The sequence below is a fragment of the Amycolatopsis sp. NPDC089917 genome (genome assembly GCF_040684635.1).
GTDB lineage: Bacteria > Actinomycetota > Actinomycetes > Mycobacteriales > Pseudonocardiaceae > Amycolatopsis.
In genome coordinates, this window is sequence record NZ_JBFBGL010000117.1 from 1 (window position 1) to 11,993 (window position 11,993).

Consider the following 11,993-nt stretch of genomic DNA (forward strand, 5'->3'; position numbering starts at 1 on the left):
CTGCGCCGCGCAATGCGATCTGCTGGTGTCGCGGAAACGCGAACGGTCCGGGATCGCCCAGCAGGTGCGGGAACGGCTGGTGCGCCTCGGCGGGGCTTTCGAGACATCAGACGTCGCGAAAGTGGCTTTCGCGACACCCATAGCCCGACCCAGCACGCCGAGTTCCCTGAAAATGAAGAAGGTCCCCTCCACCACGTCGTTGTGGTGAAGGGGACCTTCAGCGCATGCCGTGCGACGGGACTACAGCCCGGCGGCCGCGTTCTTGATCGCGGTCGCGAAGGTGCTCACCTCGGCATAGACGCCGGGAGCGTGTGCCCGCGCGCAGCCTTCGCCCCAGCTGACGATGCCGACCTGGATCCAGGCGTTGTTGGCGTCGCGACGGAACATCGGGCCGCCCGAGTCACCCTGGCAGGTGTCGACGCCGCCGGAGTTGACGTTGCCAGCGCAGATCTCTGCGTTGTCGATCAGGTCGGCGTAGCTGCCGCCCTGCGCCTTGCAGGTCGCGTCGGAGACGAACGGGACGTTGGCCTTGAGCAGGTAACGCTGCTGCGCGCCGCCCTCGGAAGCGGCACCCCAGCCGGCGACGGTGAACGTGCCGCTGTTGTACGCCGTCGTGGTGGCGATCGGCAGCGTGGCGATCCCGGTGACCGGGCTCGCGAGCTTGATCAGGGCCCAGTCACCACCGGTGGCGGTGGGGTAGGTCGGCGACCGGTGCACGTAGGTCGACTTGACCTTCTTGGCCGAGCCGCTCTGCAGGTCCACGACGCCGAGGGTCGCGGTGATGCTGGTGTTGGCCCCGGTGCGCGACACGCAGTGCGCGGCCGTCAGCACGATCTGCGAGGTGTAGAGCGCACCACCGCAGCCCATGGAAAGCCTGACCATCCAAGGGAATTCACCCTGAGCGGCCCGGGTTCCACCGACCACTTCGGTGGACGGCGGCTGCGCGGCCGCGGCGGGCGGGGCCGTGGCGAGGGCCGCCAGGGTTCCGGCCGCCGCGACGGCGATCAGGGTCTTTTTGAGCAGGCTGAACCGACGCTTGATGTCCAAGGGTTCATTCCTTCCGGCTGTCCACAGTGGAGGCAGGGAGACTGACTGCGGCTAACTGACTACAGCAGGTGGGCACAGGCCCGGACAACCGACTTTCTTCGGATCTTTCGGCCGTTGGTGGTGATTAACGGACGTTCGCTGCGAATCGCCGACGAATGGCGTAGCCCAGCGCGCCCAATGCCAGTACTCCGGACCCGGTGAGCACCGAAACCGCCGGAAGGCTGAAAGCGAGCACGGCGCATCCGAGCAGGCCGAGAGCTGGGATCACCCGACGTTCGCGCAAGGTCAATGCGCTGGCGTTCGCCACGGCGTAGTAGGCAAGGACGGCGAAGGACGAAAAGCCGATCGCGCCACGCAGATCGAGGGTGCTCGCGAGCAGGGCGACGACGACCCCGACGGCCAGCTCGGCCCGGTGCGGCACCCCGAAGCGAGGGTGCACCGCGGCCAGGAAACGGGGAAGGTGCCCGTCGCGCGCCATGGCCAGCGTGGTCCGCGAAACGCCCAGCACGAGGGCGAGCAGCGAACCGAGTGCGGCGAGCACGGCGCCCACGCGCACGACGGGAGTGAGCCAGGACCAGGACGACCGCGCGACACCCTCCGCGATCGGATCCGGGCTGCGGCCCAGAAGGTCAGGTCCGAGCTGGTACAGCAGGACGAACGCGAGGACGGCGTAGACGGCGAGGGCCAGTCCGAGCGCGATCGGCACGGCCCGGGGGATGGTGCGCGCCGGATCGCGGACCTCTTCGCCCAGCGTCGCGATCCGCGCGTAGCCGGCGAACGCGAAGAACAGCAGGCCCGCCGCTTCGAGCACGCCGCCGATACCGGGGGTGAGCACCGGACCGGGCGATCCGGACCGCATCGTGCCGCCGAAGACCATCGCCGCGACGGCCAGCGCCAGGATGGTCAGCGTGACGGACACGATCACCCTGGTCGCGAACGCCGAGCGCCGCACGCCGCGATAGTTCAACCCGGTCAGCGCGGCCACGACGGTCACCGCGAACACGCTCCGCCACGGCTGTCCGAGTCTGGGCGCGGCGTAGGTGACCACGGTCAGCGTCATCGCGGCGCAGCTGGCCGTCTTGCCGATCACGAAACCCCAGCCGGCCAGATGGCCCCAGAACTCGCCCAGCCGTTCCCTTCCGTAGACGTAGGTCCCGCCGGAAGCCGGGTAGAGCGCGGCGAGCCGGGCGGACGACGTCGCGTTGCAATACGCGATCACGGCGGCGAGGGCGAGCCCGGCGGGGAGCCACGCTCCCGCGGCGCGGGCGGCCGGGGCGAACGCGACGAAGACGCCTGCCCCGATCATCGAGCCGAGTCCGATGAAGACCGCGTCGCGGGTGCCGATCCGCCGAATGAGTGTGCCCTTTTCGTCCACGAGTGTGAGCGTGGCATGAACACTTCGTTCGGGTCAGTACAGGCACGGGGAAATCGCTCTAAGATCTCCGATTGTGAAAGCGCGTTCGCCCAGAGTTCATCCGCCCGCTGAGGGCCCGGTACGGGACGGAATTCCCGAGCACGGCCGCATTCCCCGCTATTACGCGGTCAAAGTCGATCTGCTCGACGTGATCGCCGAATTAGGTCAGGGAGCGGTACTTCCCACCGAAAGGGAACTGTCCGAACGCTTCGAGGTTTCCCGCGCGACGGTACGCCAGGCCGTCGGCGAACTCGTGCTCGAAGGCCGGCTCAGCAGGCGGCAGGGAAGCGGCACGTACGTCGCGGGCCCCAAGCTCGTCCAGCCGCTCGCCTTGGTGAGTTACACGGAAGGACTCAGGAGGCAGGGCATTCAGCCCGGCCGGAATCTGATCTCGCTGGAACGCCGCGAGGCGGGTCCGTCGCTGGCTTCGGAACTCGAAATCGATCCCGACGACGACGTGATCCACATCGAGCGCGTGCTGCTCGCCGACGACGAGCGGGTCGGGCTGGAATCGACCTATCTCACCGCCGCGCGATTCCCGACGCTGATGGATGTGTTCGATCCCACACAGTCGCTCTACGCCTGTTTGCGGGAAAGGCTCGGCGTGGTCTTCGACGGCGCGGAGGAGCGGGTCGAGACCGTGCTCGCGACGCCGCGCGAGGCGCTGCTGATCGGGACGAACCCGGCGCTGCCGATGCTGCTGATGCACCGGACCTCCTGGGGGACCGACGGCGTCCCGTTCGAGCGCGTCCGGTCGCTGTTCCGGGGCGACCGGCTCTCCTTCGAGACCCGCCTGGGCCGCGTGGAGTGATCGCCTCACGCATTTAGTCCTCCGGACGCGGTGGTTGCAGCTTCAACGACCGCAAGCAGAGGGCTAAACGCAAGGATAGTGTAACGCGAAGATAACAGGTCTGGTCCACATTTCGGAGGTCCTTCACCTGGAGTTAGAACGACGGTCACGGAGCGTTGGCGCTGGCAGGCGAGCGTCTGCGGTGTGCGAATCCTCATCATCGGCGGCGGAGTGCTCGGCACTCAGCACGCCTGGCAGGCCGTCGAACGCGGCCACGACGTCGTCCAGATCGAACGCGAACCCGAGGCCCGGGGCGCGTCCGTGCGCAACTTCGGGCTGGTCTGGGTCGGCGGCCGCGCCGGCGGCCCCGAACTGGAGACGGCCGCGCGGGCACGGGTGCTGTGGGAGCGCATCGGGGAACGCGTCGAAGGCATCGGCTTCCGGCCGAACGGCTCCCTCACCGTCGTCCGCACGGAGGCCGAGCTCGCCGTCGCCGAGGCCGCGGCCGCGAGCCCGGAGGACCGCGGCTTCAAGCTGCTCGACGCCGCCGAGACCCGCGAGCTGAACCCGGCCCTGCGCGGCGACTTCCTCGGCGCTCTCTGGTGCGATCGCGACGCCGCCGTCGAACCGCGCGTCGCCCAGCCCGCGCTGCGTGCCGAACTGGCGAAATCCGGCCGCTACACCTGGGTGCCCGGCCGTGAGATCCGCGACCTGACCGATCGCGGCGTCGTCGACGACACGGGCGAAACCCACGAGGGCGACGTCGTCGTGCTGTGCACCGGCGCCTGGACCGGTGGCCTGGTCAAGGAACTCGCCGGGCGGACCCCGGTCCGCCGGGTGCGGCTGCAGATGGCCCAGACCGAGCCGCTCGGGGAAACCCTCACCACCACGGTCGCCGACGCGGACAGCTTCCGCTACTACCCTGCCTACCGCGGCGAGGCACTGGACGGCCTCAACGCGGGCCAGCCGCAGGGCGAGATCGCCGCGGTCAACAAGATGCAACTGCTCATGGTCCAGCGCCTCGACGGCTCACTGACCATCGGCGACACCCACGAGTACGACGAGCCGTTCTCCTTCGACACCACCGAAGACCCGTACGACCACCTCGCCGAGGTCGCCGGGGCGCTGCTCGGACGGCCGCTCCCGCGCATCGCCCGCCGCTGGGCGGGGGTCTACGCCCAGACCACCGACACCTCCCGCATCGTCCACCGCGCCCGCGTCGCGGACAACGCCTGGCTCGTCACCGGGCCGGGCGGCCGCGGCATGACCTGTTCCCCCGCCATCGCCGAAGACACCGCCGAGGAGCTTTCGTGGTGAACACCGAACTCGTCGTCCTGGACATGGCAGGCACCACCGTCGCCGATGACGGCCTGGTGATCCGCGCCTTCACCGAGGCGATCGCCGCCGCCGGAGTGTCCGAAGAGGACACCCGGTTCCCCGGGATGCTCGACTACGTCGTCGAAACCATGGGGCAATCGAAGATCGTCGTCTTCCGCGCCCTGCTGGACGGCGACGAAAAGCTGGCCCAGCGCGCGAACTCCGCCTTCCAGGACGCCTACGCCAAGCTCGTGGCCGACGGCCACTGTCAGCCGATCCCCGGCGCGGAGGACACGATCCAGGAGCTGCGCGCCCAAGGCGTGAAGGTCGCGCTCACCACCGGCTTCGCCGCCGGAACCCAGAACGCGATCCTGGACGCGCTGGGCTGGCATGGTCTCGCCGACACCGTCCTGGCGCCGGGCGAGGGTGTTCGTGGACGCCCGTTCCCCGACCTCGTCCTCGCCGCCGCGCTGCGGCTCGAAGTCACCGATGTCCGCCGGATCGCCGTCGCCGGTGACACCCCTTCCGATGTCCAGACCGGGCTCTCCGCCGGTGCGTCGATCGTCGCCGGAGTGCTCACCGGATCGGCGAAGAAGCCGGAACTCGACGCCGCCGGCGCCACCCACGTCCTCGAATCCGTCCGCGACCTCCCCGCCCTGCTGTCCTAAAAGGAGCTTTGACGACATGAAGAAACTCGCGGCCGCAGCCCTCGCCGGGCTGCTCACGATCACCCTGGCCGCCTGTGGCGGCACCGCCGGCGGCGCGTCCGGCGACCAGACCGTCACGATGTACACAGTGGACGGTCTCGAAGACTGGTACGCCCAGCGCGTCGAGGAGTTCAAGGCCAAGACCGGCATCACCGTCCAGGCGGTGACCGCCGGATCCGGCGAGGTCGCCTCGCGGGTCGAGAAGGAGAAGGCCAACACCCAGGCCGACATCCTCGTCACCCTCCCGCCGTTCATCCAGCGCGCCGCGTCGCAGGGCCTGCTCGCGAGCACCACGCCGTCCGGCGTCGACCAGGTCCCCGCCGGGCAGAAGGACGCGCAGGGCCGCTACTTCGCCGTCATGAACAACTACCTCAGCTTCATCCGCAGCCCGCAGGCCTCGCCCAAGACCTGGGACGACCTGCTCGCGCCCGCGCTCAAGGGCAAGCTCCAGTACTCCACCCCCGGCGAGGCGGGCGACGGCACCGCGGTCCTGCTGCAGCTCCAGCACGTCCTCGGCGACCAGGGCGCCCTCGACTACCTCGCGAAGCTCGAAGCCAACAACGTCGGCCCGTCGTCCTCCACCGGCAAGCTCCAGCCGAAGGTCGCCAAAGCCGAGATCCTGGTGGCCAACGGTGACGTCCAGATGAACCTCGCCGAGATCGAGAAGAGCGGCGGTTTCGAGGTCTTCTTCCCGGCCGACGCGCAGGGCAAGCGGTCCACGTTCGCGCTCCCGTACTACGCCGGTCTCGTGAACAACGCCCCGCACGCCGAGAACGCCAAGAAGTTCCTGGACTTCCTGCTCTCGCCCGAGGTCCAGGGCAAGGCCGTCGACGCCTTCGGTGCCCCGTCGCGGACCGACGTCACGCCGTCCGGACCGCGCGCGGACAAGGTGAAGGCCGCCCTCGACGGCGTCGAGATCTGGCAGCCGGACTGGGACGCCGTCCTCGGGAAGCTCGACACCGACCTCACCGCGTACAAGAAGGCCGTGGGCCGATGACCCCGGCGGTCGAATTCCGCGGGGTGTCCGTCCGGTTCGGACAGACGACCGCCCTCTCGCCACTGGACCTCACCGTGGCGAGAGGGGAGACCCTCGCCATGCTCGGACCGTCCGGCTCCGGCAAGTCGACGGCGCTGAAGGCCCTCGCGGGCTTCGTCGTGCCGAGCACCGGCCGGGTCCTGCTCGACGGCGAGGACGTCACCGAGCTGCCCCCGCACCGCCGCGGCCTCGGTGTGGTCGTCCAGAGCTACGCGCTGTTCCCGCACATGCGGGTCGAGGCCAACGTCGCTTTCGGCCTCAAGGCGAGGAAAACGTCCCGGGCGGAGACCGCGAGCCGGGTCGCCGAGGCACTGGACCTGGTCGGGATGGGCGAGTACGCGCGCCGGTACCCGCGTGAGCTCTCGGGCGGGCAGCAGCAGCGGGTCGCGCTCGCGCGGGCCCTGGCGATCAGGCCGCGGGTGCTGCTGCTGGACGAACCGCTGTCCGCCCTGGACGCCTCGCTGCGCGAGGACATGGTCGCGGAACTGCTGCGGCTGCGGGCGGAACTGCCCGACACCACGCTGATCTACGTCACCCACGACCAGGGCGAGGCGCTGGCCCTGGCCGACCGGATCGCCGTCATGCGCGACTCGAAGCTGGTCGAACTCGGGCCGAGCCGCGAGCTCTACCAGCGGCCCTCGACGGAGTTCACCGCGAGCTTCCTCGGCGCGTCCAACCTCATCCCAGTGGAACCGATCCAGCCCGACGGCACCCTGGTCCGGCTCGGCGACCGCGAACTGGCGGCCGACCCGTCCGGGACGTTCCGGACCGGGCAGTCCGTCGCGCTCGGCGTCCGGCCGCACCGGGTCGGGATCACCGCGGTGGACACCCCGGGCGCGCTGCCCGCCGTGCTGCGCGGTGTCCAGTGGCGTGGCACGGGCTTCCGGCTCGACCTCGAACTCGCGCACAACGGCGACGAGGTCCGGGCCGAGGTGCCGGACGTCGAGGGACTGCCCGGCGTGGGGGAGCGGGTCGGAGTGTCCATTCCGGACGGGTGCCCGCTGGTGGGCATCGGATGACCGGCCTCGCGCTCGCCGCCACGGCGGCACCGGCGCGGCGGCGGGAGAAACAGCCCGGCCGCGGCTGGCTCCTGCTGCCGCCGGTGCTCGTCCTGCTCGGTTTCTTCGGCTACCCGCTGGTGCTGGTCGTCCTCCAGTCGCTGGAATCGAAGACGGGAGAGTTCGGGCTGTCGGTGTGGCTCGACGTCCTGGGCTCGGCGGAATTCCGGGACGCCGCCTGGAAGACCGTCGCGCTCGCGCTCGGCGCCACCGCGGGCTGCGTGGTGCTCGGGACCTTCCTCGCGCTGGTGATCGCCTTCGTGCCGTTCCCCGGCGCGCGGGCGCTTTCGCGGCTGGTGGACACCGTGCTCGCGTTCCCGTCGTTCCTCATCGCGCTCGCGTTCACCTTCATCTACGGCAGCGCGGGCATCCTCGGCGCGGGCGGATTCCTGTACTCGCCGTTCGGGATCCTGCTGGCGGAGATCACCTTCTACACGCCGTTCGTGATGCGGCCGGCGCTCGCCGCGTTCGGCCAGGTGTCGTCGGCGCAGATGGAGGTCGCGGCCAGCCTCGGCGCGAGACCCGGCCGCGTGCTGCGCCAGGTGATCCTGCCGGAGGCTTTGCCGTCACTGGCTTCCGGCGCCTGTTTGACCATGCTGCTGGCGATGAACGAGTTCGGCATCGTGCTGTTCCTCGGCGCCAAGGACGTCACGACGTTGCCGATGCTCGTGTACGGCAAGGGAATCGTCACCTTCGACTTCCCGCAGGCGTGTGTGATCGCGGTGGTCAACGTCGTGTTCTCCCTCGCCCTGTACGGAACCTACCGGCGACTGACGAAGGGAGGCCGTCGTGCTGCTGTGGACCAGGCGTAGCCGTTTCCTGCTGTGGGCGGTGTTCGCGGTGCTGTTCACCGCGATCGTGCTGGCACCGCTGCTGATGATCGTGCTCGCGTCGGTCGCCGGGAGCTGGACAGGACTGCTGCCGGGCGCGCTCACCGGCTCGCATTTCGCGCAGGCGTTCTCCGGCGAGACCTTCGCGAGTCTTTCCGTGAGCATCCAGACCGGTGTCATCGCGTCGGCGGTCTCCGTGCTGCTGGGGACCTGGGCCGCGCTCGCGTCGCAGTCCGCTGGTGGCAGGGTCCGGAAGGTCGTCGACACCCTGTTCCACCTGCCGATCGCGGTGCCGTCGGTGGTGCTGGGGCTGGCGCTGCTGGTCGCGTTCAGCCGTCCGCCGCTGGCCTTCAACGGCACGCGCTGGATCGTGCTGCTCGGGCACGTGATGATCCTGCTGCCGTTCTCCTACAGCACCGTCTCCGCCGCGATCGCGCGGATGGACCCGTTGCTGGCGCAGGCCGCGGCGAGCCTCGGCGCGGGACCGGTCCGGGTGCTGCTGCGGGTGCGGCTGCCGGTGCTGCTGCCGTCGATCTCGGCGTCGGCGAGTCTCGCGCTGGCGATGTCGATGGGCGAACTGGGCGCGACGATGATGCTGTACCCGCCGGACTGGCGCACGCTGCCCGCGAGCATCTTCGCGCTCACGGACCGGGGGCAGGTGTTCCTGTCGTCGGCGAGCACGGTGCTGCTGCTGGCCGTCACCCTCGCCGGGGTGGTGATCCTCGGACTGGCCCGCGGCAGAGCTGCCCAGCGTTGATGCAACCTTTCGCCGGGTTCACGACGTCTTGCCGCCATGAAGAACGCAGCGAAGACGCTGGGTGCGGGGCTCGTGCTCGCCGCCACGGCCGCCTGCGGCGCGGGCGGCCCGGGAGCACCGGCGAACACGAGCACCCCACCGGTCGTCACCACACCCTCGGATCCGCCCACCTCGCTCACGGCGAGCCCGCCGGTCGCGAAACCGCCGATGTCGCGCCCGACCGTCGGCCCGCCGCCGATGGACAAGATGCTGCCGCCGTCCCAGGTGGACGCCAAGGTGCCCGCGCAGGTCAGCGCGGAGAACGGCGGCCTGAACGTGCACCTCGAACTGAGCGGGTGCGACGAGGCGACGGCGAACCTCGCCGGGCAGAACGCGCAGCGGGTCGTGGTCAAGGTGAAGATCGACCACGGCGAACCGGGCCGGATGTGCCCGCAGGTCATCCGCTACGCCGTCCTGCCGGTGAAACTCGCCGAGCCGCTCGGGCCGCGGACCGTCGTCCTGGAAGCGGGTTGAGATCATGTGCAACCCCACGGCGGCTTCGTTCCGTCCCAGTCGCATGAGGTACTTAACGAATGTCATCGGCCTTGGCCTGATCGTCGTTGCGGTATCCGCCTGCGGGGCGCAGAACCAGGCGGCGGAACCCGCGGCCGGACCCGGGAGCGGCACCCTGAGTACCGTCCCGCCGTCGCCGACCGCCCCGCCGTCCTCGGCGCCGCCGTCCGTGCCCGGCAGCCAGCCCGGGATGCCGGGCGCGCCGCGGCAGGAGGTCCCGGAAGGCAGCACGAAGGTGCCGGACAAGCAGCTCGACGGGTCCGCGCTGCCCGCGGACTACCCGCGTGAGGTGTACACCAGCAACGGCGGGACGATCCTGAACATCCGCGGCCAGGAAGGCGGCTGCGGGCACGCGACGGCGGAGGCCGCGCAGCAGGACGGCACCAGGGTCACCGTCAACCTGACCGAACTGAAGGGTCAGACGGGCCAGATGTGCACCATGGACATCCGGCATCCGGTGATCTCGGTGGCGCTGGCGCAGCCGCTGGGGGAGCGGACCGTCGTTCTCAAGCAGATGCGGTAACGCGCCGGGGAACCCCCCGGGATGTCATGAAAGGGTCGTTCAGGACGTTTTTCGTCCTGAACGACCCTTTCATGACACTGGGACTCAGCGGAAGCTGATCTGCAGCACCGGTTCCGAAGTCGCCTCGAAGAAGTCGTTGCCCTTGTCGTCGATGACGATGAACGCGGGGAAGTCCTCGACCTCGATCTTCCAGACCGCTTCCATCCCCAGTTCGGCGTACTCGAGGACGTCGACCTTCTTGATGCAGTCCTGCGCGAGCCGCGCGGCCGGGCCGCCGATCGAGCCGAGGTAGAACCCGCCGTGCTCGTTGCACGCGGCGGTCACCTTCTTGGACCGGTTGCCCTTCGCCAGCATCACCAGCGAGCCGCCCGCGGCCTGGAACTGCTCGACGTAGGAGTCCATGCGGCCGGCGGTGGTCGGCCCGAAGGAACCCGACGCGTAGCCCTCGGGCGTCTTCGCCGGGCCAGCGTAGTACACGGGGTGGTCGCGAAGGTACTGCGGCATCTCCTCACCCGCGTCGAGCCGCTCGGCGATCTTCGCGTGCGCGATGTCGCGGGCGACGACGAGCGGGCCGGTCAGCGACAGGCGCGTCTTCACCGGCAGCTGCGAGAGCTGGGCGCGGATCTCGGCCATCGGGCGGTTCAGGTCGACGGTCACCACCTCGTCGGACAGGTCGTCCTCGGTGACGTCCGGCAGGAACTGCGCCGGGTCGCGCTCCAGCTGCTCCAGGAACACGCCGTCGGCGGTGATCTTCGCCTTGGCCTGGCGGTCGGCCGAACACGAGACGGCCACGCCGACCGGGCAGGACGCGCCGTGGCGCGGCAGGCGGATCACGCGGACGTCGTGGCAGAAGTACTTGCCGCCGAACTGCGCGCCGATGCCGAACTGGCGCGTCATCTCCAGCACCTGCTGTTCGAGGTCGACGTCACGGAATCCGTGGCCCAGCTCGGAACCTTCGGTGGGGAGGTCGTCGAGGTAGCGAGCCGAGGCCAGCTTCGCGACCTTCAGGTTGAACTCCGCCGACGTGCCGCCGACGACGATCGCGAGGTGGTACGGCGGGCAGGCGGCGGTGCCGAGGCTGCGCAGTTTCTCGTCGAGGAACTTCGCGAGCCGCTTCGGGTTCAGGACCGCTTTCGTTTCCTGATAGAGGAACGTCTTGTTCGCGCTGCCGCCGCCCTTGGCCATGAACAGGAATTCGTAGCTCGGGTCGCCTTGCCCGTCTTTGTGATAAAGCTCGATCTGCGCGGGCAGGTTGGTGCCCGTATTTCGCTCATCCCAGAAATTCACCGGCGCCATCTGCGAATAGCGCAGATTCAACTCCTGATAGGCGTCGAAAATGCCCCGGGACAGCGCGCGCTCGTCGTCGGCGCCGGTGAGGACGCCCTCGCCGCGCTTCCCGATCACGATCGCGGTGCCGGTGTCCTGGCACATCGGGAGGACGCCGCCGGCGGAGATCGCCGCGTTGCGCAGCAGGTCCATCGCGACGAACCGGTCGTTGCCGCTGGCCTCGGGGTCGTCGACGATCGCGCGCAGCTGGGCCAGATGTGACGAGCGCAACAGGTGCTGGATGTCGGTGATCGCGGTCTTGGCGAGCTTGGTCAGCGCCTCGGGCTCGACCTTGAGGAACTTCCGGCCCGCGGCCTCGACGACCTCGACACCTTCGGTGCCGAGAAGCCGGTATTCGGTACGGGTGTCCTTGGCGAGCGGAAGGACTTCGGTGTGCTGGAACGTGGTGGGCGCCACTGCGCGGGCTCCTTTGCCGGCATCGGGAACCCGCCCACGGTACCCAAGCCCGGGCGCCGGGCCGGACAGGCCACGGCCGAAGTAACCGGGGCCACTGCCGGTGGGCGCCCACGTGAGTGGGTCGTGGGGGGGGGGGGGGGGGGGTTTTTAAGGAAACCCACCGACAGCCCCACAAAGACAAGAAAGAAAGGAGACGAGGTAGAAAGGGCGGCGGCCGCG

Annotated in this window: 12 protein-coding genes and 1 pseudogene; 10 read left to right on the forward strand and 3 right to left on the reverse strand. The window is 69.7% G+C overall.

Features of this window, described 5'->3' with window-relative positions; translation table 11 throughout:
- Positions 1-208, forward strand: a pseudogene (locus AB0N89_RS40140) (hypothetical protein); the annotation flags it as partial.
- A gap of 32 nt (positions 209-240) precedes the next feature.
- Here the strand turns inward: AB0N89_RS40140 and AB0N89_RS40145 are convergent.
- Both AB0N89_RS40145 and AB0N89_RS40150 read right to left on the reverse strand, forming a co-directional pair.
- Positions 241-1,047: a serine protease gene (locus AB0N89_RS40145; protein WP_364216708.1), complete on the reverse strand. Its 807-nt coding sequence runs from the start codon at positions 1,045-1,047 to the stop codon at positions 241-243.
- A 124-nt stretch (positions 1,048-1,171) separates the two neighbouring features.
- Positions 1,172-2,422 carry an amino acid permease gene (locus AB0N89_RS40150; RefSeq protein ID WP_364216711.1) on the reverse strand — a complete coding sequence of 417 codons (1,251 nt, stop codon included), beginning with the start codon at positions 2,420-2,422 and terminating at the stop codon, positions 1,172-1,174.
- Positions 2,423-2,495: 73 nt separating this feature from the next.
- Here AB0N89_RS40150 and AB0N89_RS40155 point away from each other — a divergent pair, with 73 nt between their 5' ends.
- From AB0N89_RS40155 to AB0N89_RS40195, 9 genes are all read left to right on the forward strand, one after another.
- Positions 2,496-3,272, forward strand: a complete 777-nt coding sequence (locus AB0N89_RS40155) for a GntR family transcriptional regulator (RefSeq protein WP_093932620.1) — start codon at positions 2,496-2,498, stop codon at positions 3,270-3,272.
- Positions 3,273-3,455: 183 nt separating this feature from the next.
- Positions 3,456-4,568, forward strand: a complete 1,113-nt coding sequence (locus AB0N89_RS40160; RefSeq protein ID WP_364216715.1) for a TIGR03364 family FAD-dependent oxidoreductase — start codon at positions 3,456-3,458, stop codon at positions 4,566-4,568.
- Positions 4,562-5,236, forward strand: coding sequence for a phosphonatase-like hydrolase (locus tag AB0N89_RS40165; RefSeq protein ID WP_364216718.1), 675 nt, complete (start codon positions 4,562-4,564; stop codon positions 5,234-5,236). Before AB0N89_RS40160 ends, AB0N89_RS40165 begins: the two co-directional genes overlap by 7 nt.
- A 16-nt stretch (positions 5,237-5,252) precedes the next feature.
- Positions 5,253-6,272, forward strand: a complete 1,020-nt coding sequence (locus tag AB0N89_RS40170; protein WP_364216721.1) for a 2-aminoethylphosphonate ABC transporter substrate-binding protein — start codon at positions 5,253-5,255, stop codon at positions 6,270-6,272.
- Entirely contained in the window at positions 6,269-7,330 is a 1,062-nt protein-coding gene (locus AB0N89_RS40175; RefSeq protein WP_364216724.1) for an ABC transporter ATP-binding protein, read from the forward strand. Before AB0N89_RS40170 ends, AB0N89_RS40175 begins: the two co-directional genes overlap by 4 nt.
- A complete protein-coding gene (locus AB0N89_RS40180; RefSeq protein ID WP_364216727.1) occupies positions 7,327-8,181 on the forward strand; it encodes a 2-aminoethylphosphonate ABC transporter permease subunit in 855 nt (284 codons plus the stop codon). Before AB0N89_RS40175 ends, AB0N89_RS40180 begins: the two co-directional genes overlap by 4 nt.
- Complete coding sequence (locus tag AB0N89_RS40185) at positions 8,159-8,956, forward strand: ABC transporter permease subunit (RefSeq protein ID WP_364216730.1); 798 nt, start codon at positions 8,159-8,161, stop codon at positions 8,954-8,956. The genes AB0N89_RS40180 and AB0N89_RS40185 overlap by 23 nt, the downstream gene beginning before the upstream one ends.
- A 36-nt stretch (positions 8,957-8,992) precedes the next feature.
- Positions 8,993-9,469 carry a hypothetical protein gene (locus AB0N89_RS40190; RefSeq protein ID WP_364216733.1) on the forward strand — a complete coding sequence of 159 codons (477 nt, stop codon included), beginning with the start codon at positions 8,993-8,995 and terminating at the stop codon, positions 9,467-9,469.
- 43 nt (positions 9,470-9,512) lie between these two features.
- Entirely contained in the window at positions 9,513-10,031 is a 519-nt protein-coding gene (locus AB0N89_RS40195) for a hypothetical protein (protein WP_364216736.1), read from the forward strand.
- A gap of 84 nt (positions 10,032-10,115) precedes the next feature.
- On the opposite strand, the gene AB0N89_RS40200 is transcribed toward AB0N89_RS40195, so the two are convergent.
- Positions 10,116-11,774 carry a fumarate hydratase gene (locus AB0N89_RS40200; protein ID WP_005164456.1) on the reverse strand — a complete coding sequence of 553 codons (1,659 nt, stop codon included), beginning with the start codon at positions 11,772-11,774 and terminating at the stop codon, positions 10,116-10,118.
- Positions 11,775-11,993: the final 219 nt, after the last annotated feature.